The sequence below is a fragment of the Nocardia sp. IFM 10818 genome, from assembly GCF_054655275.1.
Genome location: NZ_BAAHJH010000001.1, coordinates 1,868,004 through 1,892,034 on the forward strand (window position 1 = coordinate 1,868,004; position 24,031 = coordinate 1,892,034).

Consider the following 24,031-nt stretch of genomic DNA (forward strand, 5'->3'; position numbering starts at 1 on the left):
GTATTCGCTACACGGGTGCGCGCGGGACGGCGAAGGCCGTGGCCGCGCCCAGGACGGCGAAGGCCGCGAAGGCGTAGAAGTTGATCTGCCAGCCCCAGCCCAGGCCGACCAGGAACCCGCCGATGAGCGGTCCGGTAATGGCTCCGATCCGGCCGAACCCGAGGGTGAAGCTCAGCGCCGTCGCGGTGAGCGACTGCGGATAGTGCGTCGAGCAGTAACCGCCGACGAGGATCTGCGTGCCGATGGACCCGAGCCCGGCGAGGGCGACCAGCCCGAGCATGAGGGCGAAGGGGAATTCCAGGCTCATCAGCACCACCGTCAGCGCGGCCAGCAGGAAACAGGTGACCACCACCCGCTTGGCGCCGATCCGGTCCGCGATGGACGAGGCGCCGATGGCTCCCGCAATGGCCCCGGCATTGAGCACCAGCAGGAAGGTCAGCGCGGCGCCGAGCGCGAATCCGGCTTCCCGCATGATCTGCGGCAGCCAGGTGTTCAGGCCGTACACCAGCAGCAGGCCGCAGAAGTTGGTGAGGGCGAACAGGATCGACGAGGCGATCCAGCGGCGGCTGAACAGGGTCGCCAGGCTCGACCGCGCCCGATCCGGGCCGTGGTCCTCCGCGGCGACGATGTCGGAGTACACCAGCCCGTATTTCGCGGCCGTCGCACGGGCCTCGTCGACGCGACCGGACCGCGCCAGGTAGGCCACCGATTCCGGCATGAGCTTCCAGGTGAGCGGTAGCAGCGTGATCAGCGACAGCGCCCCGAGTGCGTACATGAGGCGAAAGTCGAAGCGCGGGAGAACGATCAGCGCCAGCGTGGCCGCGCCGACGCCGCCGACGGAGTAGCCGCTGAACATGACCGCGTTCGCGGTCTGCCGATGCCGGCGGGGTGCGAACTCCACGGTCAGCGCCACGCAGGTGGGCACGACGCCGCCCAGCCCGATGCCGGTGAGGAAGCGCAGCAGCGCGAAGGCCTCCGGGGAGGGCGCGGCGGCGGTGAGCAGCATCAGGATGGAGAACCAGGCGATGCTGATGAGCATGATGCGGCGGCGGCCCAGCCGGTCGGTCAGCACGCTCACGGCCAGGGTGCCGATCAGCATGCCGACCAGTGCCAGCGAGCCGATGACCCCGGCGGTGGACTTGGTCAGCTGCCACGGCTCGTAGGCCAGGATCGACGGCAGGGTGGATCCGAAGACCACCAGGTCGTAGCCGTCGAAAACGATTGCGACGAAACAGAGTACGAGGACGATGTGGCCGCGCCAGCGCGTGGTGGCGGTGGTGGTCGCGGCGAGGGGATGGGGTGAAGCCACGGTGAGTCCCTAGAAACGAGGGGTGATGCCGGGCCATCGTATGACTAATTTTTGGCCATCGTCAGGAAAACAGTATGAATTTGCTTCACAACTAAAGTTTCTGCCGTAGTGTGGGCGCCACGCTTCAGGAGGCCCATATGACCTACAACGGGACCACCACCGGCCTGGCGGGCCGGCACGCACTGGTCACCGGCGGCTCACGCGGAATCGGCGCGGCCATCGCCCAGCGCCTCGCGGATTCCGGCGCGCGGCTCACCATCCTGGCCCGCGATCTCGACGCGGCCGCGAAAACCGCTGACTCACTGCCTGATTCGGCACGGGCGCACGCGGTCTCCGGTGATGTGACCGAACCGGATTCGGTCGCCGCCGCCTTCACCGCCGCCCGGGAACGGCACGGACCCATCGATATCCTGATCAACAATGCCGGGCAGGCGCGCAGCGCGCCGCTGCACCGCACCGGCGACGACCTGTGGCAGCGCATGCTCGCGGTCAACCTCACCGGCGCATTCCTGTGCGCCAGAGCGGCATTGGCCGATATGCTCGCGACCGGCCACGGGCGCGTCGTCACGGTTGCCAGTACCGCCGGGCTGCGCGGCTACTCCTACGTCTGCGCCTACACCGCGGCCAAGCACGGTGTCATCGGGCTGACGCGGGCGCTGGCGCACGAGTTCGCGGGCACGCCGATCACCGTCAATGCCATCTGCCCGGGTTTCACCGATACCGACCTGCTGCGCGAGAGCGTGGCCGATGTCGTGGCCGCCACCGGCCGCGACGCCGAGCGAGCGCGGGCGGCCTTCGTCGAGCACAATCCGCAAGGCCGCTTGATCCAGCCCGAGGAGGTCGCCGAGGCGGTGACCTGGCTCTGCTCGGACGCGGCCAGATCGGTGACCGGCCAATCGATTTCGGTCAGCGGCGGCGAGGTGATGTGACGTGACGGGCCCCCGGCCCGACGGTGCGCGCACCATTGCCGACCACCGCATCGGCGTCGAGGCCCGCGCGGCCTCCGGCGATCATCTGGACGTGCGCACCTGGCTGCGACTGCTGGCCACCACCAATGAGATCGAACAGGAGATCCGCACCCGGCTGCGCGAGCGGTTCGGAACCACCTTGGCGCGCTTCGACTTCCTGGCCCAGTTGGAACGCCACCGGGACGGCCTGCGCATGAGCGCGCTGTCCCGCTATCTCATGGTGACCGGCGGCAATGTCACCGGCCTCACCGATCAACTGGTGGGGGAGGGCTGGGTCGAGCGCATCCCCGACCCGATCGACAAGCGCGCCACCCTGGTGCGCCTGACCCGGCTCGGCCGCACCCGTTTCGCCGAGATGGCGGCCGAACACGAATGCTGGCTGGGCGAGATCTTCGCCGGATTCGGCGATGCCGACCAGCAGACCCTGTACGAACTGCTCGGCAAACTCCGCGTCCAGCTGGCGCACCCCCCGGGCGGCGACTCCGCCGCTCCCCCAACGAATTCCACGGGACTCTCATGACCGACCCCCATCCCGCGCTGCTCGCGGGCAATCGCACCACCCTCGCCGGCTATCTCGCCGAACACTTCCGCTGGGAGGTGGACGACGGCGTCGGGACCATCACCTTGAACCGCCCCGAGCGCAAGAACCCGCTCACCTTCGAGTCCTACGCCGAACTGCGCGACCTGTTCCGCAGCCTGGCCCATGCCACCGATGTGTCGGTGGTCGTCGTGCACGGCGCGGCCGAGAACTTCTGCTCCGGCGGCGATGTGCACGACATCATCGGCCCGCTCCTCGGTTTGCGGGCGCCCGACCTGCTGATGTTCACCCGCATGACCGGCGATCTGGTCAAGGCCGTGCGGGCCTGCCCGCAACCGGTGATCGCCGCGGTGGACGGCGTGTGCGCCGGCGCGGGCGCGATCCTGGCCATGGCCGCCGATCTGCGCGTCGGCACCGCCCGCAGCGCGACCGCCTTCCTGTTCTCCCGCGTCGGCCTGGCCGGCTGCGATATGGGCGCCTGCGCCATGCTCCCCCGCATCATCGGGCAGGGCCGCGCGGCCGAGTTGCTCTACACCGGCCGGGTCATGACCGGCGACGAGGCGTACGCGTGGGGGTTCTTCAATGAACTCACCGAGCCGGAACTGCTGCTCGGCGCGGCGGGATCGCTGGCGCGCCGGCTGGCGGACGGACCGACCTTCGCGCACGGCATGACCAAAACCATGCTGCACCAGGAATGGTCGATGACCATCGAGCAGGCCGTCGAGGCGGAAGCGCAGGCACAGGCGCTGTGCATGCTCACCGAGGACTTCACCCGCGCCTACGAGGCGTTCGCCGCCAAACGGCGTCCGGTCTTCGAAGGGAACTGATATGTCCGGCGATCATTGGGACTGGCCCTTTCTCACCGACGACCATCGGGCGCTGGCCGTTTCGCTCGACGAATGGGCCGCGCTGCACCTGACCGCGCCCACCGACCTCGATGCCGACGGCCGCTGCCGGGAACTGGTCCGCCTGCTCGGCGGCGCGGGATGGCTGCGATACACGGTGGCGGGCAAGGCATTCGGCGGCGCGCGAGAGGAGCTGGACACTCGCGCGCTGTGCCTGTTCCGGGAGACTCTCGCCCGCTACGACGCGCTCGCCGACTTCGCCTTCGCCATGCAAGGTCTCGGCTCGGGCGCCATCAGCCTCGCGGGCGATGACGACCAGAAGCGCCGCTATCTGCCGCGGGTCGCGCGGGGACAGGCGCTGGCCGCCTTCGCCCTGTCGGAGACCGATGCGGGCTCGGATGTGGCCGCACTGTCGTGCGCCGCCCGCGCCGACGGACCGGACCATGTGCTCGACGGCGAGAAGACCTGGATCTCCAACGGCGGCATAGCCGATTTCTACGTGGTGTTCGCCAGGACCGGGGAGGCCGAAGGCGCACGCGGGATTTCGGCGTTCATCGTGGATGCCGGGACCCCCGGCCTGCACATTGCCGAACGCATCGAGCCCATGTCACCGCACCCGCTGGCACGACTGCGCTTCGACGGCTGCCGGATTCCGGCCGCCCAGCGCCTCGGCGCACCGGGCGAGGGCTTCTCGATCGCCATGCGCACCCTCGACGTCTTCCGCACCTCCGTCGCGGCCGCCGCGCTGGGCTTCGCCCGTCACGCCCTGGCCGCGGCCATCGACCACGCCACCACCCGGAACATGTTCGGCGGCAAGCTGTCCGACTTCCAGCTCACCCGGGCCAAACTCGCGCAGATGGCCACCACCATCGACAGCGCCGCCCTGCTCACCTACCGCGCGGCCTGGGAGCGTGACCGGGGGCGATCGGTGACCCGCGCGGCGGCCATGGCCAAAATGGCCGCCACCGAAGGGGCGCAGCAGGTCGTCGATGCCGCCGTCCAGCTGCACGGCGGGCGCGGCGTCGTGCACGACCATCCCGTCGAACGCCTCTACCGCGATATCCGCGCCCTGCGCATCTACGAGGGCGCCACCGAGGTGCAGCAATTGATCATCGCCCGCGAACTGCTGCGCGACGCCACGCTCACCCGCGTGCCCTGAGCTCTCGAAACACCCTCTCTCCCAAGGTCGTATCCCATGACCAGTGCTCATATCGACACCTTCGCCACCGACAACCTGCCCCCGGTCGAGCAATGGCCCGAATTCCTGCTGGACCTGCCGGAGCTGCGCTTCCCGGATCGAATCAACTGTGCGGCCGAACTACTCGACCGCCATCTCGCCGAGGGCCGCGGCGACCGGCCGTGCCTGCGCGGACCCGGCGTGCGCTGGACCTACGCCGACCTGCACGAGCGGGTCAACCGCATTGCCGCGGTGCTCGTGCGGGATATGGGTCTGGTGCCCGGCAACCGGGTGCTGCTCAACGGCCCGAACACCCCCATGCTCGCGGCGTGCTGGCTGGCGGTGGTGAAGGCGGGCGGCATCGCCGTCACCGCCATGCCGCTGCTGCGCGCCAAGGAACTCGTCGTCATGATCGACAAGGCGCGCATCACCCACGCGCTGTGCGATGCCGCCGTGGCCGATCGGCTGGAGCCGGCGCGGGTCGCCGGATCGACGCTCGGCCGGGTGCGGTACTTCAATACCGCCGCGGGTGACGGCCTCGAGGCGGCCATGGCCGCGCACGACGGCCGGTTCGAGGCGGTGGCCACCGCCGCCACCGATGTCTGCCTGATCGCCTTCACCTCCGGCACCACCGGAATTCCCAAGGCCACCGCCCACTTTCACCGTGACGTGCTGGCGATCTGCCGGTGCTTCCCGCGGCATATCGTGCGCCCGGAACCCGATGACGTATTCATCGGAAGTCCGCCGCTGGCCTTCACTTTCGGGCTCGGGGGACTCGTATTGTTCCCGATGTCCATCGGTGCGTCCACGGTGCTGCTGGAACAAGCCGGTCCGCCCGCCCTGGCCGCGGCCATTGCCGAATACGGTGCGACCGTGCTGTTCACCGCCCCGACCGCGTACCGCGTGCTGGCCCGGGAAGGCGCGGCGTTGCGCGCCACACCACTGCGCAAGTGCATCTCGGCGGGCGAGGCGCTCTCGGCGAGCACCCGCGCCCAGTGGCGGGAGGCCACCGGCATCGAACTCATCGACGGCATCGGCGCCACCGAGATGCTGCACATCTTCATCTCCGCCGACGAACGGCACGCCCGACCCGGCGCGACCGGCACGGCCGTGCCCGGCTATCAGGCGCGCGTCGTCGACGAGAACGGGCAGCCCGTCGGCCCCGGCGTCGTCGGCCGGCTCGCGGTGAAGGGTCCGACCGGATGCCGCTACCTCGCCGACCCGCGGCAGACCGAGTACGTGCGCGACGGCTGGAACTACACCGGCGACGCCTACTCCATGGACGAGGACGGCTACTTCCACTTCCATGCCCGCGCCGACGACATGATCGTCTCCGCCGGCTACAACATCGCCGCGCCCGAGGTCGAGGACGCGCTCGCCGCCCATGCCGCGGTGGCGGACTGCGCGGTCGTCGGCGCACCCGACGAGGAGCGCGGCCAGATCGTCGAGGCCTATGTGGTGCTGCGGCCGGACTATCCGGCGGCAGCCGAATTAGTCAGGGAACTACAGGATTTCGTGAAAGAGACCGTCGCCCCCTACAAGTATCCGAGGTCCATCGTGTTCGTCGAAGCACTGCCCCGCACACCGACCGGGAAGTTACAGCGATTCCAGCTGCGCCGGGACCCGGCGCGCGATGAGACGGGGGTCGCGCGGTGAGGGTGCTGCAGCCGCCGGCCTGGCCGCGCCCGCGCGGTTACGCCAATGGCGTCGCCGTGCGCGGTGAAATGGTGTTCGTGGCGGGCATGGTCGGCTGGGACGCCGACGGCGTCTTCCGGTCCGCCGAACTCGCCGATCAGGTCCGGCAGGCCCTGCGCAATGTGGTGGCCGTGCTCGCCGAGGCGGGCGCCGAACCCGCGCACATCGTCCGCATGACCTGGTATCTCACCGATGTCGAGGAGTACTCCCGGGCCCAGCGTGCCATCGGCGCGGCCTACCGGGAGATCATCGGCGATTTCGATGTCGCCATGACCGCCATCGAGGTGAACCGCCTCGTCGAACCGCAGGCGCGGGTCGAGATCGAGGTCACCGCCGTCATCGCCGACGGCCCGCACGCCAGGAGCATCGCATGAATGTCAGGAGCATCGCATGAGCGGCCGCGCCCCGGCCGCCGCCCGGTCGGCCTTCCGCTGGGATGATCCGCTGGCGCTGGACGAGCAGCTGACCCCCGACGAGCGGGCGGTGCGCGACGCCGCCCGCGAATTCTGCACGCGGCGACTGGCTCCCAGGGTGCTCGAGGCCTTCCGCGCCGGGCACACCGATCCCGCCATCTTCCGGGAGATGGGCGCGGTCGGGCTGCTCGGCCCGACCATTGCCGAGGAATACGGGGGCGCTGGCCTGGGCTGTGTCGCCTACGGCCTGATCGCGCGCGAGGTGGAGCGCGTCGACTCCGGGTACCGGTCCATGATGAGCGTGCAATCCTCGCTGGTCATGGTGCCGATCAATGAGTTCGGCACCGCGGATCAGAAGCGGAACTACCTGCCGCGCTTGGCATCCGGTGAGTCGATCGGCTGCTTCGGGCTGACCGAGCCCGATCACGGCAGCGATCCGGGCGCCCTGGCGACCCGCGCGCGATCGGTGCCCGGCGGGTACGCGCTGACCGGCACCAAGACCTGGATCACCAATGCGCCCATTGCCGATGTGTTCGTGGTCTGGGCCCGCGACGACGCGGGCGCCATCCGCGGGTTCATCCTGGATCGGGGCACAGCGGGGCTGTCCACACCGGAGATCACCGGCAAGGTCGGCCTGCGCGCCTCGGTGACCGGCCAGATCGTCATGGACGAGGTCTTCGTCCCGGAGGCGAACGCCTTCCCCGAGATCCGCGGGCTGCGTGGGCCTTTCACCTGTCTCGACAGCGCGCGCTACGGCATTGCCTGGGGTGCGCTGGGCGCGGCCGAGGACTGCTACCACCGGGCCCGTGACTACGTGCTCGCGCGCAGTCAGTTCGGCCGCCCGCTCGCGGCCAATCAACTGGTGCAGCGCAAATTGGCCGATATGCTCACCGAGATCACCCTCGGGCTGCAGGGCTGCCTGCGGCTGGGCCGCCTGCGCGACGAGCGCCAGGCGACGGTGGAGCTCACCTCGATCCTGAAACGCAACTCCTGCGGCAAGGCCCTCGACATCGCCCGTGTGGCGCGAGACATGCTGGGCGGCAATGGGATCAGCGACGAGTACGGCATCGCCCGGCATCTGGTGAATCTGGAGGTGGTCAACACCTACGAGGGCACCCACGACATTCACGCGCTGATCCTGGGACGCGCCATCACCGGTATCGCCGCCTTCTGAATCCCCTGCGCTGGACCACGATACAACGAAATGCGAGAACACCATGAGCGCACAACCCATCGCCGAGACGAAGTCCGGAATGCTGCGGGGCCGGAACGAGGACGGCGTCACCGCCTTTCTCGGCGTCCCCTACGCCGCACCGCCCACCGGCCCGAACCGCTGGCGGGCCGCCCGCCCGCATCCCGGATGGGCCGGGGTGCGCGACGCCACGGCCTACGGGCCGTCCGCCCCGCAACCGCGCCCGCCGCAGCCGCATCCGCTGATCGGCTTCCACGGTGAGCCTCCTTTCGACGAGGACTGCCTGACGCTGAACATCTGGACGCCCGCCGCGGACGATGCCCGCCGCCCGGTGGTGGTGTGGCTGCACGGCGGCGGATTCCTCACCGGCTCAGGCAATCTCGACCGCTACGCCACCGATACCTTCGCCCGCAACGGCGATATCGTCGCGGTCTCCATCAACTACCGCCTGGGTCCGCTGGGATTCCTGTCCGGGCTCGGCGACCCCAATGCCTGGCTCACCGACCAGATCGCCGCGGTACAGTGGATCGCCGAGAATATCGCCGCCTTCGGGGGCGATCCGGAGCGCATCACCCTCGCCGGCCAATCCGGTGGCGCGTTCGCCATTGCCGCACTCGCCCAGCATCCCTCGACGCGCGGACTGTTCCAGCGCGTCATCCTGCAGAGCATGCCGTTCGCGTGGGAGCTGATCGGCGCCGATATCGCGGTCGAACGCACCCGGGCCCTGGCGCGCCACCTCGGGCACGGCGAGCATATCGACGCGCTGCGCGAGGAGCCCTGGGAGCGGCTGATTCTCGGTACGCAGGCGGTCATGGCCGAATACGCCGCCTTCGGCGTGTGGTCGCTGGCCTACACGCCGGTTCTCGATCCGGAGACCATTCCCCGGCATCCGATGGAAACGCTGGCAAGCGCCGATGTCGACATGATTCTCGGCTGGACCCGCGACGAGGCGGCCTTCGCCTTCGGCGTCGATCCGCGCTACGGCACCGCCACCCGTGACCAGGTGATCGACTGGGCGGCAACACGATACAGCGATATCGACGCCGCGGCGGTGCTCGCCGGCGGACTGTCGCCCGGCGAGGCGGTGGTACGCATTGTCGGCGATGTGATGTTCCGTGCCCCCGGACTGCGAATGGCCCAGGAGCGTGCCGACGCCGCGCGACCGGCGTACGTCTACCAGTTCGACGTGAGCTCGCCCATGGGCCCGGCCGTCGGCGCCGCCCACTGTCTCGAATTGCCCTTCACCTTCGGCAATCTCGACCGTTGGTCCGCGGCCCCGTTCGCGCGGGGGTTCGAACCCGAGTCGGCCGAGCGGATCACCGACACACTGCATCGAGCCTGGATCGGGTTCATCCGCGACGGCGATCCCACCCATGCCGGACTGCCGTCGTGGCCCGCCTACCGTTCGGGGGCCCCGGCCGTCCTCACCGTCGGCGACGAGACGCGGATCGATCCCGCGCCCACTGTGCCGATCATCGGCGCGGATCGGTCCTGACGGATACGGCTCCCGTTGTCCGGCACCAGGAGTCAGCTGTCCGCTCGTCGCTCGGACCGCTGCGCGAGGGAGGTGAACAATCCGACCGTGCGGCGGACCGCCGGATTGCCCGCGATCGACGCGCGGACGGCCATGCTCACCTGGCGGACCGGCGTCGGTTCGGTCAGGGGGCGCGTCGTCACCCCGGCGGGTAGATCCACGGCGGCGAGGCGGGGGAGCGCGGTGATCCCGATACCCGTTGTCACCATGGGCAATGCGGTCCGGTAGTCCGGGGTCTGCACCTGGAATCGAGGTGTGATGCCGGCTCGGACGCAGGCGTCCAGCAGGATTCGGCGGCACGGCCCCTCGGTGGGTTCGTTGTCGATCCAGGACCGGTCCGCCAGCTCGGCCAGGCGCACGGCCGGCCGCGCGGCGAGCGGATCATCGGAGCGCATGGCCACCACATACGGATCGGTGATCAGCGGCCGCACCTGTACCCCCGGCGGCGGAGCCATGCTCGCGTCCTCGATGAAGATCTCGACATCGCAATGCCCGTCATTGGTCTCGCTCATGCGCAATTCCAGCCGCAGATCCGGGAATTCGGTGCGCAGCACCTCCACGATGGGCGGCAGCCAGGTCGCGCCGACGGAGGCCACGTACCCGATCGACAGGCTGCCCACCCGCCCGGCGCGCAGATCGCCGACCACGCCGTCGAGCCGGCTCAGCTCCTCGAACACCCGGTTCGCCTCGGCCGCCAGCACCCGTCCGGCCGCCGTGGGCGCGATACCGCGGCCCACCCGTTCGACCAGCCGCAAACCGGTCTGGCGCTGCAGCGCCGCCAATTGCTGACTGGCCGCCGACGCGGTGTAGCCCAGGGTCGACGCGCTCGCCCGCAGGGAACCGGTGGCGATGACGGTCCGGAGCAGTTGGAGCCGGGTGAGGTCGAGCATGTCTCGATAGTACAGCTGTGCTTAATGGACGTTCTTGATTGTTCGCTTGTCCTGTTCAATTGTCCGGGTCACGATGACCGGGTGACCCAGGAAACTCGTGTGCCCGACCGCGCCGATCAGCCGGTACCGGCGGCCTCCCGCCACTTCGGACCCGGCGCCGCCAGCGCGCTCGCGGCGCTAACGGCGGTCGTGCTGTGGGCCTCGGCCTTCGTCGCGATTCGCGATGCGGGCCCGCATCTCTCACCCGCCCCGATGGCCCTGCTGCGCCTGGCGGTCGCCGCGCTGGCGCTGAGCATCCCCATGCTGGCCCGTCGCGGCGCCCTGCGCCGCATTCCCCGCTCGCCCCGGGCGCTCCTGCTGGTGGCGACCTATGCGGTGCTCTGGCTCGCCGGCTACACCGTCGCCCTCAATACGGCCGAACTGCACGTGGACGCCGGAACCGCGGCGCTGCTGGTGAATCTGGCCCCGCTGCTGGTGGCCTTCGGCGCCGCCGCCCTGTTCCGCGAACACCTGACCCGGACGCTGCTCCTGGGCGCGGCCGTCTCGCTGGCCGGCGTCGGCATCATCGCGCTGTCCAGCGGCGGCGGGCACCGCGACGGTCTCGGCGTCCTGCTGTGCATCCTCGCCGCCGTGCTCTACGCCGCGGGCGTGCTGGTTCAGAAACCCGCACTGCGCTACGTGGATCCGCTCACCGCCATCTGGCTCGGCTGCCTCCTCGGCGCCGTCGTCCTGCTCCCGTGGGCGCCGCAGTTGCTCACCGAGCTCGCCACCGCCCCCGCCCGAGTCGTCGCCGATGGCATCTACCTCGGATTGTTCCCCACCGCACTGGGTTTCACGGCCTGGTCCTACGCCCTGCACCGCACCGACGCCGGCCGCCTGGCCGCCAGCACCTACGCCGTCCCCGCCATCTCCATCCTGCTCTCCTGGCTGCTGCTGGGCGAAGTCCCCACGGCCTGGGCCCTGCTCGGCGGCACGATCTGCCTGATCGGCGTCGCCATCTCCCGTCGCACCGCCGGCAGGGCGGGCCGGTGACCCGCTGCGCGCAGCCCTACTCCGCTGCGCCGCCGCGAGATCCGGGACGGAAGCCGTGTGCGGCGGCGGCCGCGGCGACCGCCAGGGCAATGAGCGCCGTCACCGCGGCCGCGGCGGGGAGCGATCGGCTTCCGATGGCGTTCAACAGGAATCCGCCGAGGAGACCGCCTCCGGCGACGGCCAGGTTGAAGACCGTCACCAGCATGGACTGGGCCACGTCGGCCTCGCTGCCGGCGGCGTCGGCGATGGCGGTCTGCAGGAGGGTGGGCGCTCCGCCGAAGGCCAGTCCCCAGGCGACGGTGCCGGCGACGACGAAGGCGGGTGATTCGCCGGCGGCGGCCAAGATCGTTGTCGCGGCGGCGAATACGGCGAGGGAGACCAGCGTGGTGGTGCGTAGCCGCCGGTCCACCAGGGTGCCGGTGATCCAGATGCCGGTGATGGCGGCCGCGCCGAATATCAGCAGTACGACATCGGTGCGCTGCTCCAGGCCGGAATGCGTGAGGAACGGGGCCACATAGGTGTAGAGGACATTGTGGGCCAGGATCCAGCACAGCACGACCGCGAGGACCGGGCGCACGCCGGGAATGGCGAACACCTGTCGCAGCGGCCGGCGGGCGTCCGCGGCCTGTCCCGGTAGATCCGGCACCAGGGCCCGGATCCACACCAGCAAGGCGGCGGCGAGGGCCGACATGATCCAGAACGCGGCGCGCCAGTCCAGCAGGGAGCCGAGCCACGTGCCCAGTGGCACACCGAGAGTCAGGGCGATGGGCTGGCCGACGCCGACGACGGCCAGGGCCCGGCCCTGAATGTGCTCGGGCACCAATCGGCGGGCGTATCCGGCGAGCAGGCCCCAGATGACGCCCGCCGACATGCCCGCCGCGAATCGCGCCGCCAGCGTGAAGGGATAGCTGGACGACAGCGCCGTCACGGTATTGAACACCAGCAGACCGGTCACGGCGGCCAGCAGCAGCGGGCGGCGGCGCAGGCCGCGGGTGGCGGTGATCACCGGAATGGCCGCGGCCACCGAGCCGAGCGCGTAGAGGGTGACCAGCTGCCCGGCCCGGGATTCGGATATATGCAGTCCCGCAGCGATTTTCGGCAGCAGCCCGGCGGGCATGGTCTCGGTGACGATGGCCAGGAATCCGGCCGTGGTGAAGGCCAGCAGCGTGCCGATGGGCGGCTTCGCCCGGGACGGTGCGCCGCCGCGGGCGGAGGTGTCGAGACTCGTCATCGGTGCGCTCCTAGCGGGCCAGGTAGGAGGCGGCCATATCGGCCGCGCCGTGCCCGGCCCGGGCCGCGCGCTGGAACCGGCCCAGTCCGGCCGCCGTGACATCGACGGTGATCCCGGCCCGCTCCGCTGCCTCGGTGATGAGCCGGGAGTCCTTGACCGCGTTGTCGATCGAGAAGGCCGCCGCGAGCTCGCCGGTCAAAGCCGCACGCGCTTTGGCCTGGAAGAAGCCGCTGTCCAGCGGGCCGCCGGTGACCGCCTCCACCACCAGATTCGGATCCACGCCCAAGGCCTCTGCCAGGGACAGGCTTTCGGCGATGCCGTGGGTGAGCGCGAAGACCAGGCTGTTCAGGGCCAGTTTGAGCCGGGTCGCCGCGCCGGGCTCCGCCGCGACCCACAGCGTGCGACTGCCGATCGCATCGAAAACGGCTGTCGCGGTGGCGCGTTCCCTTTCCGGCCCCGCGGCCAGCACCACCAGGCGGCCCAGTTCGGCGGGCTGCTTGGTGCCCTGGACGGGCGCGTCGTAGAACACCAGGCCGCGCTCGGCCGCGAAACCGGCCAGCTCGGCGGTGTCGGCATCGCCGACGGTGCTCAGTTGAATCCACACCGTGCCCGGCGCGGGCGCGGCCGATTCCATCACCTCCCGCACCGCCGCCGCATCGGTGAGCACCGTGACCACGACGTGCGCGCCCGCCACCGCCTCCGCCGCCGTCCGTGCGACCTCGATTCCCTCGGCCGCCAATGGCTCCGCCGCGGCCGGGGTGCGATTCCAGGCGCGCACGGTGAATGCCGTGCGCAGATTCCGCGCCACCGGCGCACCGATGATGCCGGTGCCGAGCACGGTCGCGATCGGGGACTGTTCGGTCATGAAGACAGCTCCTCATTGATTTTGACTGATCATTACAATATGAGGGCAGCGCATAGCCGCCCGGTCGAAAGGTCTTGTTGCAGAGTGGGGTTCGCTGCCGCTACAGCATTCGCATGGTGGTCTCGACAATGTCGGTCAAGGTGTCGCGGTCCGCCGTCCGGCCGAGCACCCGCAATCCGTACATGGCATTGAGAAGATAGGCCGCCAGCGCCGCCGGCTTGCGATCCGCGTCGATCTCGCCATCGCGGCGCGCCCGCTCGAGCGCCTCCTGAAAGGCATCCTGCATCCGGTTGAAGGTGTGCCGCACCAGCGCCGTCGCCTCGGCGTCACTGCCGCCGAGCTCGATGGCCGCATTCACCGCCAGGCAGCCGCGATTCGCGGGCACCGCCCCGGTTTCCTCGTCGACCACCGTCATCAGCACCGCGCGCACGCGATCCCGGACCGGACCGCCACCCCGGAGCACCTCGACCTGGGTTGTCGCCCATTCGCTTTCGTATCGTCGCAGGCATTCCAGGAACAACTGGTGCTTCCCGCTGAAGGCGTTGTAGAGGCTGCCCCGGCCCAGACCGGTGGTATCCACCAGATCCTGGGCGGAGGTCGCCGCATACCCCTTGTTCCAGAACGCCGTCATCGCGGCATCCACGACACGATCCGGATCGAAGGCTTTGGGGCGAGGCATGGCAGCACTCTAACACGTATTTTAACGAACGTTACAAAACCGGGAGGTCGCCGCTAGCCGCCCGCGATGATGACGGTGCGGCCGTTGAGCGGCTGGGTCGGGCGGTTGGAGTGCGGGAAGAGGGCGTGATAACGGTCGGCGACCTCGCGGGAGACCGGTACCGGATTGCGCAGCACCGTCCACGAAACGCCTTCGCTGCACGGCGGAGTTGTCAGCGAGCCCTCGTAGCGGAATTGGCCGAGGTCCGCGGGCAAGAGCGTGCGCAGATCGATCGGCCCGGTCAGCACCGACTCGCCCGGCCGCTGCGGCACGGTGGCGAGCAGCGGGTCGAATCCGGAGGCGCCCGCCGTCTCCTGCATGAGGATGCCGAGCACGGCCAGGCCGCCGCTGTCGTCGCGATGCACCAGGTGCAGCTCCATGGTGGAGTTCACCCCGTCCACGGTGTGCTCGCTGGGCATGTGGAAATGGAACTGCGTGAGCTGGAAGGTCCGGTCGCCCAGCAGGATCCGGCTCGAATCGGCCGCGGCCGGGCGCACCAGCAGCGTGTGCCCGTCGTGCAGGATGCCGAAAGCGGGCACGACGCCGTACTCGATGGTGATGTGATCGTCCGGATGCAGCTGAGTGTGGCTGGACAGGTCGACCGGCGACTGCGCGTGCCCGGTCCCGCACGTCAGATATCGGCTGTCCAGCTCGGCCCAGTGCTCGGGCCCCTCCGCCTCGTAATCCCAGTGCGGGGCAGCCTCCGCGGTGGCGGCCGTGGGTTTGCGGGAAGGGCCGGCGCAGCCGGTTATCGCCAGCAGGGCCAGGCCCGCCAGGATCTGCCGGCGTCCGAGCGGACGCCCCGCCCGCTCCGCCTCACCAGAATATGCCTCTTGATCAGATTGCACCGAATGTCCAATTAGTACAAGGGATTTCGTGGTATCGCCGATTCAGGCTATGCCTGTGCCGGACGGCGCACCAGGGTCCCGGAGTGCGAGGCGCGTCACACCGGGGCACCGATCCACGTGGTGAGCGCCGCGTGGATCGGCGACCGCCGTCCGGAGTGTCCGACTTCTGGCGGATGGCCCGGTGCTCGGTGGATTCTCTACGCTCGTCCGATGAACGACGAGAGTGCGGCGAAGGCCCCGGCGCTGCCGGATCCGCGGGCGCGGGGCGGCGCGGGGCAGTGCGGGATCCGGGTGGCCGTCGTGGATGACGAGGCGTTGGTGCGGACGGGGTTCGAGCTGATTCTGGATGCCGCGGACGGGATCGACGTGGTGGGGACGAGTTCGGGTGGCGCGGCCGTGGAGTTGATCGGGTCGGTGCGCCCGGATGTGGTGCTGCTGGATATCCGGATGCCCGATGTCGATGGGCTCACCGTGCTGCGGCGGCTGCGGGAGCTGCCGGAACCGCCCGTGGTGGCGATGCTGACGACCTTCGACACCGATGAGTACATCGTCACGGCATTGCGCAGTGGCGCGGCCGGATTCCTGTTGAAGGACACCGAGCCCGAGCAGCTGGCGCAATCGGTGCGCACCCTGCACGCCGGGGGAGTGGTGATGTCGCCGAAGGCGGCGGTGACGCTGTTGCACGGGGATACCGAGCTCGGGCGGATGGCGGCCAGTGATGTCGAGGTGGCGCGGATCGACGCCCTGACCGAGCGCGAGCGGGATGTGCTGGTGCTCTTGGCCGAAGGGCTGTCCAATGCCGAGATCGGGCAGCGGATCTTCGTCAGCGTGGGCACGGTCAAGGATCATGTCAGCGCGATACTGACCAAGCTGCGCGTCAACAGCCGCGTACAGGCCGCGCTGGTGGCGCAGCGAGCCGGGCTGCTCTGGAAGGACCACGGATCATTCGAGAACAGTTGCGGTGGCCGGTGATCGATGCGGCGGTGGTGCTGCTCGCGCTGGGCGATGCCTGGTACGGCAGCCTGTGGCTCGAATCCGACGGTATCGCGGCGGCGCTGATCGCCTGTGCCGCACTGGTGTTCCGGCGCCGCTGGCCATTGCCGGCCTTCCTGGCCACGCTGCCGGCCACCTATCTGACCGGCATCGTGGTCGCGCCGGCGGTCGCCTTGTACACCCTGGCCGTGCACACCCGCCGCCGGTGGCCGCTCGTCGCGTGCGTGATGGCGGAGGTAGTGCTGGCGACCGCCTCGGACCCGCCGATCGTGGAGAACGGCGGACGCGCCGACGCACTGATCGGCCTGGTGTACCTGACGGCCTTGGCGGCCGCGCCGGTGCTGTTCGGCCGGCTGGTGCGCACCCGTGACGAACTGGCCCGGCGGCTGGTCGAGATCGAGGAGGTGCGCGATCACGAACGGCATCTGCACGCCCAGGCGGTGCTGGCGCGCGAACGCGCCCAGATCGGCCGGGAGATGCACGATGTGGTGTCCCATCAGGTCAGCCTGATCGCGGTGCGCGCCGGAGCCCTCATGGTCGCGGCGCCCGATACCGGTATTCGCGAGGCCGCCAATACGATTCGCAAACTGAGCGTCGATACCCTCGACGAGCTGCGCCACCTGGTGACGCTGCTGCGCGCGGCCGGCGGTCGCGGCACCGAGCTGACCCCGCAGCCGACCCTGGCGGATCTGCGCACCCTGATCGACGGCAGCGCGATCACGGTCGAGCTCGAGGGCGCGCTGCCCGCGGAGATCACCGGCGCCGCGCAGCGGGCCGTGTACCGCACGGTCCAGGAAGCGCTGACCAATGTGCGCAAGCACGCTCCGGGCGCCACCGCCAGCGTCCGATTGTGGTCCGGCGCCGACCATTTCGGTGTGACGATCACCAATACCGCACCCACCCGGGTCGCGATTCCCCTGCCCGGCGCGGGATACGGCCTGCTCGGCCTGTCCGAACGCGCGGAACTGCTGCACGGGCAGCTGAGCGCGGGCCCCACCGCGGACGGCGGCTTCCGCGTCGAATTGCGGCTCGATCACAGCTGATTCCCTCTCATGGCGTGCCGAATCCCCCAGGGGACCGGGAACATTCAGCCACTCGGCGGGTTCCCGCGGGCATCTCGGTTCGGAAAACTGGTGCCTGCGCTTGACCACCGGGCGCGATAGGCGGCGAAAGCCCGCGGATTTGTTCCCCTCTCCGCGGGCATTCGCCGCCCTTGTGCGTTCTACCGGGTTCTTGTGCGCGCCGCGGGGAAATCCCCCCGCCCGGCTGTGAATATTCCAGCCGAAAGGGGGGTGTGCTCCTGACTTTCGGCGGGTATCGATCGCGCGCGGCGGATACCTACGCTTCGTCCGGTTGCCGGATTTCCACCGTTGTATCGGGCGGAACCGCAACACATTTCGCGGCGCCCGACGCCGCAACGCAGCAACATGATGAGGGTAAAAATGAACAACTTTCGCGACACCGGTCGCGCGGCGCGGGTTGCCGGACTCGGCGCGGCGGCCGCGGTGGCCATGGGCCTGTTCTCCACCGGCGCGGCGAACGCGGATACTTTCGTGCCCCTGCCGGACGGACAGCGGGTCGGCCCGGGTGTGACGATCACCCGCACGCAGGAGAGCGCGAAGATCTCTCCGTCGCTGGCCGCCAATGGCGCCGGGCGCGTGGCCTGGCTTTCGGGCATCGTGACCGCCGATGTCACCCAGACGCCGGAGGGCAAGCCGGGGCCCTGGAACGGTGCGGCGAACGCTCCCGGCACCAATAACTCCTCCACTCACGGGTCCTCGCGCATGACCACCGGCTACCTCGTCGGCTGTCAGATCAGCATCGGCGACGAGGCGATCGCCGCGGGTGTGGGCGGCGGAATCACCACCACCGGCTTCAGTGCCAGCGGCTCCATCGGCCTGTCACTCGGACCGGGCGAAGTCGCCTTCGTGGGCGTCGAGGGCAAGGACATCCTGAAGGCGGGGGTCTACTCGGTCGAGTACCAGGACGTCGAACTCGAGATCCAGGGCTGCGCCGGCTATGCCCAGGCGCGCTCGTACACCGTGGTCGAGATCATCGGCGACCACTACTCCAAGACCTCCCTCTACGGGATGCCGTTCAGCATCGGCTGACCCGGTCCATTGCCATATCAACCCTTGCTCAAGCTTTTTCGATCCCAGAGGGAAGCTCGATGATCAACCGTGAGAACGCGGCGCGCCTGGCCTGCGCCGCCGCTGCCACCGTGGCCCTGGGCCTGTGCTCCGCCGGGGCGGCCAATGCCGATACCTTCGTGCCGCTGCCGGGCGGCGAGATCACCCGCACCCTGACCGACGGCACCGTGGTGACCGTCCGCCTGGTCGGCGAGTCCGCGAATATCAATCCGTCCATGGGCGCGACCCCGGTGCACCGCAACGCGTGGGTGTCGGGCAGCGCGCAGGTCGAGGTGTCCGGCCCGAATGCCAAGGGCGGCAAGATCTATCCCGGCTACGTGGTGGCCTGTCAGGTCAATATCGGCGGCGGCGGCGTCACCGGCGGCGTCAGCGGCGAGAGCGACTGGGAGGGCAAGAAGCCCTCGGTCGGCGGCAAGGGCGGCGCCACCCTCTCGCTGGGCCCGGGTCAGGCCGAGGCCATGTACCTGCTCGATCTGGAGGAGGCCGACGACTTCGGCGAGGAAACGCATTCCACCCGCAACAAGTTCAAGGGCGCCAACGGCAGCGTCACCTGGGCCGACTCCACCGTCGGCGTCACCGGCTGCGCCGGCTACGCCCAGGCCCGCGCCTTCGTCAAGGTGAAGGTCGAGACCACCAATGTCAATTCCGTTGTGACGCTGTGGGGTCAGCCGTTCAGCATCGGCTGACGGCTTTGCGGAAGGTCAGCAGGCACAGGCTCAGCGCCTCGTGCCTGGCTGTTCCCTCCTTGATGTGCTCCCACGCGGCGAACAGCAGGGCCCACAGCACCTGCTGAACCCAGGCCGGGCCGAGCCGTGCGTCGATGACGCCCTCGGCCCGGCCGCGTTCGATCAACTCCAGGAATTCGCGTTCCTCCGGGGTGTGCTGTTCCCATTCGGGACCGGACAGCAGTTGCGGCTCGGCGTAGGACAGCATGAACAGGTCGCCGAATTCGAAGTACTCCTGGCACAGCCGATCCAGTGCATCCAGGACCGGACCGTCCTGCAGCCGGGCGCGCGCCACCGCCGCATTGACCTTCTCGATGGCATCGGCGCCGAGGGCCGCGATGAGGTCGGACCGCTCGGGGAAGTAGCGGTGCATGGTGGTGCGGCCGACGCCGGCCCGGCTCGCGATCGCCGCCATGGACGCGCCGGGTTCGCGGGAGAGCACGGCGACCGCGGCGTCCAGGATGGCTCGCCGGGTGCGCGCCCGGGTGCCGGACTCCGCGATGGTCTCACTCATAGGTCATACGATAATCCTTTGACCAAACTGGAACAGGATGTTCCAATTCAGGAATGAGTGTTCCGAAAACCAATCGTTTGCCTCGGCTGCGCGTGCTGTGGTCCTTCGCCCGCCCGCACCTGCGCACGATCGGCCTCGGGATGGTGCTGGCGCTGGCCGTCTCGGCCATGGGGCTGGCGACGCCGATGGTCACCAAATGGGTGCTCGACTCCCTGGGGACCTCCACCTCGCTGCTCTACCCGATCCTCGTCCTGCTGGGACTGTTCCTGGTCGGCGTAGTGGTCCAGGCGTGGGAGTGGATCCTGCTCGGCTCGCTGGGCGAGCGGGTGGTGCTGGAAGCCCGGGAATCCATGGTGCGCAGGTTCTTCCGCGCCACCCTGCCGGCCGTGACCAGCCGCCCGGTCGGCGAGCTGGTCACCCGGGTCACCTCCGATACGGTGTTGCTGCGCGAGGCGGTCTCCTCCAGTGTGATCGGCCTGATCAACGGCGCGATCATGCTGATCGGCACGCTGATCCTGATGGCCGTGCTGGATCCGGTCCTGCTCGGCGTCACGGTCGCCGCGGTGCTGGTGTGCGTCGTGCTGTTCGCGACGCTCATGCCGGGCATCGCCAAGGCGCAGGAGCAGGCCCAGGAGCATGTGGGCCGACTCGGCGGCATGCTCGAGGGCGCGCTCGGGGCCATCCGGACGGTCAAGGCGAGCCGCGCCGAGAACAGCCAGACCGAGCGGATCCTGCACGACGCCCGCGAATCGGCCGGCCACGGCATTCGCGCGGTCCGCCGCGAGGCGATCGCGTGGAGCGTCGGCATGAGCGGCGTCCAGCTGGCGATCCTGCTGATCCTGGGCATCGGCGCCTGGCGCGTGAGCGAGGGCCTGCTGCAGGTCTCCACGCTCATCGCATTCCTGCTCTATGCCATCGGCCTGCTGGATCCGATCACCATGCTGAGCCAGCACCTGACGACCCTGCAGGCCGGTGTCGCCGCCGCCGGGCGCATTCGCGATATGGACGCGCTGGAGCTGGAAGCCGACGCCGTCGCTGAGGGCTCAACTGCCGCCCGCCCGGGCACCGACCATCCGGTGCTCGAATTGCGCGGCGTGACAGCGGCATTCGGCCCGAATGCCGAACCCGCCCTGCACAATGTCGACCTGTCCGTCGCGCGCCGCGGTCATACGGCGATCGTCGGACCGTCGGGCGCGGGCAAGACCACGACGCTCTCACTGATCCTGCGGTTCCTCGAAACCCGAACGGGTGAACTACTTCTCGACGGCCGCCCGTACCGCGAGCTCACCCATGACGAAGTGCGGTCCCGCCTGGCCTACGTGGAACAGGACACCCCCTTGGTGCCCGGCACGATTCGCGAGAACCTCCTGCTCTCGCGCCCCGACGCCACCGAGGAGGACCTGCGCCGCGTGCTCGCGGAGGTGCGACTGACCGATAAGGTCGACGCCCTGGAGAACGGCCTGGACACCCCGCTGAGCTCGACCGCGATCTCCGGCGGCCAGCGGCAGCGAATCGCCCTGGCCCGCGCCATCCTCCGCACCCCCGACGTGCTGCTCCTCGACGAGGCGACCGCCCAGCTCGACGGCCTCACCGAGGCCGCCATCCACGACTGCATCCGCCGCCGCGCCGCCCACGCGGCCGTGGTCACCGTCGCCCACCGGCTGTCCACGGTGATCGACGCGGACACCATTGTCGTCATGGAAGCGGGCCGCATCCGCGCCACCGGCACCCACGAGGAACTGCTCGCCACCGACGAGCTGTACCGGCAATTGGTTCGGGCCCTGCGGATCTCGTCCGCGGAGGAAACCGATCACGCCGTGCCCTCCCGCATGTGAACGCGCTGGCCGACGCGGCGGGACGGCCGCCCGTTGTCGCAGGCCAGGTACACTGGCCAGTGGCTTCGGTGACAGCCGAAGACCATCGGGCCTCTCGGGTCGTGTTCTCGTCGCGATGCCGCCCAAAGCTCCGGAGAGGGCGAATGTGGCAATTACCGCAAGCGATACGACCGGTCATCGGTCATCGGATCAGCAGCGGAAGGCCGCCGAGCTGGCCGCCGGCGGGGATTCGACGCGGGCCTATCTGAAACAGATCGGCCGCGTTCCGCTGCTGTCCGCGGCGCAAGAGGTGGATCTGGCGATCCGGATCGAGGTCGGGCTCTACGCGGCGGAGAAGCTGCGCGAGGAAGTCGCGGCGACGGCCGGCATTTCCGCCGGGCGCCGGCGCGACCTGGCCTGGCTCGCCCGGGACGGCGTCAAGGCCAGGGATCATCTGCTGGAGGCGAATCTGCGCCTGGTGGTGTCGATCGCCAAGCGCTACACCGGGCGCGGCATGCCCTTTCTCGACCTGATCCAGGAAGGCAATCTGGGTCTCGTCCGCGCGGTCGAGAAATTCGACTACAGCAAGGGATTCAAGTTCTCGACCTATGCCACGTGGTGGATCCGGCAGGCGATCACCCGCGCCATGGCCGATCAGGCCCGCACCATCCGGATCCCGGTGCACATGGTGGAGATCATCAACAAGCTCGGGCGCGTGCAGCGGGACCTGCTGCAGGAACTGGGCCGCGAGCCCACCCCCGAGGAACTGGCCGAGGAACTGGACATCACGCCCGCGAAGGTGCTGGAGATCCGGCAGCTCGCGCGTGAGCCGATCTCGCTGGATCGCACGATCGGCGACGCGAGCGAGAGCCAATTCGGCGATCTCATCGAGGATTCCGAGGCGGTCGTCGCGGTCGACGCGGTGGCCTTCGTCCTGCTGCAGGACCAGCTGGACCGGGTGCTCGATTCGCTCACCGAGCGCGAGGCCGGCATCGTGCGCATGCGTTTCGGCCTGAGCGACGGCCAGTGCCGCACCCTGGACGACATCGGCAAGGTCTACGGCGTCACCCGGGAGCGGATCCGCCAGATCGAGTCCAAAACCATGTCGAAGCTGCGCCATCCGTCCCGCTCGCAGGCGCTGCAGGGCTACCTCGACTGACCCGCCCCGCTCCCGGCGGGCTCAGTGTCCCGCGGCGGTGACCCGGTGGTCGGCTTCGAGGAGCATCCACCCGCTCACCTGGACGGACAGGTCACGGCTCAGGTTCGCCGACCAGGCGGTGGACGAATCCGGCAGCCGGAGCAGGGTTCCCGGGCGGTCCGGCACTTCGACCCGGCGGCGCCAGTCCGCGCCGAACAGCGGCAGGCCGTCCACCTCGGCGCGGTTCCGCCAGGCCGCGCGCGCGGAGGCGTGCACTATGCCCGCGGCGGTGGAATCGCCCAGGGCCACAGCGGCTTCGGCGAGATATCGGGCGAGAATGCCCATGAACAGCCCGGAGTCGTCCCCGCCCGCCGCGGCGATCACCCCCGCGTCCGTGAGTCGCTCGCCGGTCGCGGCCACCAGCGCCGCGGCCCGGTCGCGATAGCTGGATTGCCCTGTGCGCATTGCCAGTTCGGTATCCAGCCCGATGGCCACGCCCTGGCAGTAGGTGAGAACGGTCCGATCCACCCGCCCGCCGGGCTCGTGTACCCCGTCGAGAATCAAGCCAGTGTCGTTGTCGCGCAACCGATTGTGCAGGAAATCGGCAAGTTGTCCGGCTCGCGAGAGTTCGCCCAGCCGCGCCAGCGCGATTCCGGTCGGGCCGATGGCCGGGGTGTTGTAGTACTGGTCCCCGGCCCGCCAGGGTACCGCGCCGACAGCCGGATTCCAGCCGTCCAGCAGGGCTTCCCGCAGATCCCCGACGGCACCGCCGAACCGCACGCCGAGCAGCCGATCGGCCCGTTCCAGCGTGATCGCCAGCCACCCCATATCGTCGTAGTACCGGTTCGTCCACCCGGTGAGGTTCCGCGCCCGGATCCCGCGCGCCAGCGCCACCACCCGATCGATCCGCTCGGGCGTGCGCGCCCGCTGCGCGGCATCCACCGCACAGTCCAAGAGATGGGCCTGCCACCAGTAGCACCACCGCACGAACGACTGCTGCATCAAGGTCGCCGGCCACACCAACGTTCCCAGCCGCAGCCCCGGATGACCCCACAGCGCCCGCACATGCCGCTGCACCACCGCCCGCTCCGCCAACTCCGCCCGCACCCGGGAATCCTCCGGACCGGCGGCCCACTGCCGTGCGATCGTCCCCGCCCGCGTCGGCTGCGCCAGCGCGGTCAGCGCGACCGCGGCCCCGGCCGCCCGCAGCACACTCCGCCGGCTGATCTCCCTGTCCCGGCGATCCATCCCCTCGGACTCCTCGACCTGATCAGCGATCACCGCAGCGGGAACCCCCCGCCCCCAGGATCGCGTGCCGCGATGGCCGAACACTGAACTGCTCCCGTTCGCCACAAGAACATCTGGCGGAGCCGCCGATCTCGACGGTGTCAGGTCATTGCATCAGCTCGTCGACCGGGAGGAAAGAGCCGCGCGGGCCCCAC

Annotated in this window: 22 protein-coding genes and 1 pseudogene; 15 read left to right on the forward strand and 8 right to left on the reverse strand. The window is 69.7% G+C overall.

Translation table 11 applies throughout. The features are described 5' to 3' along the window. Positions 1-7: 7 nt before the first annotated feature. Positions 8-1,309 carry an MFS transporter gene (locus tag ACYQ5L_RS08300; protein ID WP_459956812.1) on the reverse strand — a complete coding sequence of 434 codons (1,302 nt, stop codon included), beginning with the start codon at positions 1,307-1,309 and terminating at the stop codon, positions 8-10. A gap of 137 nt (positions 1,310-1,446) precedes the next feature. Here ACYQ5L_RS08300 and ACYQ5L_RS08305 point away from each other — a divergent pair, with 137 nt between their 5' ends. The 8 genes from ACYQ5L_RS08305 to ACYQ5L_RS08340 are packed head-to-tail and all read left to right on the forward strand — an operon-like array spanning position 1,447 to position 9,632. Continuing rightward, on the forward strand, positions 1,447-2,238 hold the full coding sequence (locus ACYQ5L_RS08305; protein WP_459956813.1) for an SDR family NAD(P)-dependent oxidoreductase: 792 nt from the start codon (positions 1,447-1,449) through the stop codon (positions 2,236-2,238). A gap of 1 nt (position 2,239) precedes the next feature. Beyond that, a complete protein-coding gene (locus ACYQ5L_RS08310) occupies positions 2,240-2,797 on the forward strand; it encodes a MarR family winged helix-turn-helix transcriptional regulator (RefSeq protein ID WP_459956814.1) in 558 nt (185 codons plus the stop codon). Next, positions 2,794-3,642 (forward strand): enoyl-CoA hydratase family protein, encoded by an 849-nt coding sequence (locus ACYQ5L_RS08315; RefSeq protein ID WP_459956815.1) that lies wholly within the window; start codon positions 2,794-2,796, stop codon positions 3,640-3,642. Before ACYQ5L_RS08310 ends, ACYQ5L_RS08315 begins: the two co-directional genes overlap by 4 nt. A 1-nt stretch (position 3,643) precedes the next feature. Beyond that, on the forward strand, positions 3,644-4,819 hold the full coding sequence (locus tag ACYQ5L_RS08320) for an acyl-CoA dehydrogenase family protein (protein WP_459956816.1): 1,176 nt from the start codon (positions 3,644-3,646) through the stop codon (positions 4,817-4,819). 36 nt (positions 4,820-4,855) lie between these two features. Continuing rightward, positions 4,856-6,493: an AMP-binding protein gene (locus tag ACYQ5L_RS08325; protein WP_459956817.1), complete on the forward strand. Its 1,638-nt coding sequence runs from the start codon at positions 4,856-4,858 to the stop codon at positions 6,491-6,493. Then, positions 6,490-6,906, forward strand: a complete 417-nt coding sequence (locus ACYQ5L_RS08330) for a RidA family protein (RefSeq protein WP_459956818.1) — start codon at positions 6,490-6,492, stop codon at positions 6,904-6,906. The genes ACYQ5L_RS08325 and ACYQ5L_RS08330 overlap by 4 nt, the downstream gene beginning before the upstream one ends. Positions 6,907-6,922: 16 nt before the next feature. Then, positions 6,923-8,119, forward strand: a complete 1,197-nt coding sequence (locus ACYQ5L_RS08335; RefSeq protein ID WP_459956819.1) for an acyl-CoA dehydrogenase — start codon at positions 6,923-6,925, stop codon at positions 8,117-8,119. Positions 8,120-8,162: 43 nt separating this feature from the next. Then, a complete protein-coding gene (locus ACYQ5L_RS08340) occupies positions 8,163-9,632 on the forward strand; it encodes a carboxylesterase/lipase family protein (protein ID WP_459956820.1) in 1,470 nt (489 codons plus the stop codon). A 32-nt stretch (positions 9,633-9,664) separates the two neighbouring features. Here the strand turns inward: ACYQ5L_RS08340 and ACYQ5L_RS08345 are convergent, their stop codons facing one another. Beyond that, positions 9,665-10,561: a LysR substrate-binding domain-containing protein gene (locus tag ACYQ5L_RS08345; protein ID WP_459956821.1), complete on the reverse strand. Its 897-nt coding sequence runs from the start codon at positions 10,559-10,561 to the stop codon at positions 9,665-9,667. An 81-nt stretch (positions 10,562-10,642) separates the two neighbouring features. Between ACYQ5L_RS08345 and ACYQ5L_RS08350 the strand changes: the two genes are divergently transcribed. Further along, positions 10,643-11,593, forward strand: a complete 951-nt coding sequence (locus ACYQ5L_RS08350) for a DMT family transporter (protein WP_459956822.1) — start codon at positions 10,643-10,645, stop codon at positions 11,591-11,593. 16 nt (positions 11,594-11,609) lie between these two features. Here the strand turns inward: ACYQ5L_RS08350 and ACYQ5L_RS08355 are convergent, their stop codons facing one another. The 4 genes from ACYQ5L_RS08355 to ACYQ5L_RS08370 form a co-directional block, all read right to left on the reverse strand. After that, on the reverse strand, positions 11,610-12,824 hold the full coding sequence (locus tag ACYQ5L_RS08355) for an MFS transporter (protein ID WP_459956823.1): 1,215 nt from the start codon (positions 12,822-12,824) through the stop codon (positions 11,610-11,612). Between the two features lie 10 nt (positions 12,825-12,834). Then, positions 12,835-13,689, reverse strand: coding sequence for an NAD(P)-dependent oxidoreductase (locus ACYQ5L_RS08360; protein WP_459956824.1), 855 nt, complete (start codon positions 13,687-13,689; stop codon positions 12,835-12,837). A 100-nt stretch (positions 13,690-13,789) separates the two neighbouring features. Beyond that, complete coding sequence (locus ACYQ5L_RS08365; protein ID WP_459956825.1) at positions 13,790-14,368, reverse strand: TetR/AcrR family transcriptional regulator; 579 nt, start codon at positions 14,366-14,368, stop codon at positions 13,790-13,792. A gap of 53 nt (positions 14,369-14,421) precedes the next feature. Beyond that, on the reverse strand, positions 14,422-15,255 hold the full coding sequence (locus ACYQ5L_RS08370) for a carbonic anhydrase (protein WP_459956826.1): 834 nt from the start codon (positions 15,253-15,255) through the stop codon (positions 14,422-14,424). A 210-nt stretch (positions 15,256-15,465) separates the two neighbouring features. On the opposite strand from ACYQ5L_RS08370, the gene ACYQ5L_RS08375 reads away from it, so the two are divergent. The 4 genes from ACYQ5L_RS08375 (at position 15,466) to ACYQ5L_RS08390 (ending at position 19,084) form a co-directional block, all read left to right on the forward strand. Beyond that, the gene (locus ACYQ5L_RS08375; protein WP_459956827.1) at positions 15,466-16,227 is read left to right on the forward strand and encodes a response regulator; all 762 of its coding nucleotides are present in this window, start codon (positions 15,466-15,468) and stop codon (positions 16,225-16,227) included. Beyond that, positions 16,224-17,291 carry a sensor histidine kinase gene (locus ACYQ5L_RS08380; RefSeq protein WP_459956828.1) on the forward strand — a complete coding sequence of 356 codons (1,068 nt, stop codon included), beginning with the start codon at positions 16,224-16,226 and terminating at the stop codon, positions 17,289-17,291. Before ACYQ5L_RS08375 ends, ACYQ5L_RS08380 begins: the two co-directional genes overlap by 4 nt. Before the next feature lie 399 nt (positions 17,292-17,690). After that, positions 17,691-18,359: an MspA family porin gene (locus ACYQ5L_RS08385; RefSeq protein WP_459956829.1), complete on the forward strand. Its 669-nt coding sequence runs from the start codon at positions 17,691-17,693 to the stop codon at positions 18,357-18,359. A gap of 59 nt (positions 18,360-18,418) precedes the next feature. Further along, positions 18,419-19,084, forward strand: coding sequence for an MspA family porin (locus ACYQ5L_RS08390; RefSeq protein ID WP_459956830.1), 666 nt, complete (start codon positions 18,419-18,421; stop codon positions 19,082-19,084). Here the strand turns inward: ACYQ5L_RS08390 and ACYQ5L_RS08395 are convergent. After that, on the reverse strand, positions 19,071-19,637 hold the full coding sequence (locus tag ACYQ5L_RS08395) for a TetR/AcrR family transcriptional regulator (protein WP_459956831.1): 567 nt from the start codon (positions 19,635-19,637) through the stop codon (positions 19,071-19,073). The two genes, ACYQ5L_RS08390 and ACYQ5L_RS08395, sit on opposite strands and share 14 nt — an antisense overlap. Positions 19,638-19,690: 53 nt before the next feature. On the opposite strand from ACYQ5L_RS08395, the gene ACYQ5L_RS08400 reads away from it, so the two are divergent. Continuing rightward, positions 19,691-21,472: an ABC transporter ATP-binding protein gene (locus tag ACYQ5L_RS08400; protein ID WP_459956832.1), complete on the forward strand. Its 1,782-nt coding sequence runs from the start codon at positions 19,691-19,693 to the stop codon at positions 21,470-21,472. A gap of 190 nt (positions 21,473-21,662) precedes the next feature. Further along, positions 21,663-22,610, forward strand: a pseudogene (locus ACYQ5L_RS08405) (RNA polymerase sigma factor); the annotation flags it as partial. Positions 22,611-22,631: 21 nt separating this feature from the next. On the opposite strand, the gene ACYQ5L_RS08410 reads toward ACYQ5L_RS08405, so the two are convergent. Further along, the gene (locus ACYQ5L_RS08410) at positions 22,632-23,837 is read right to left on the reverse strand and encodes a glycoside hydrolase family 76 protein (RefSeq protein ID WP_459963358.1); all 1,206 of its coding nucleotides are present in this window, start codon (positions 23,835-23,837) and stop codon (positions 22,632-22,634) included. Between the last annotated feature and the right edge of the window lie 194 nt (positions 23,838-24,031).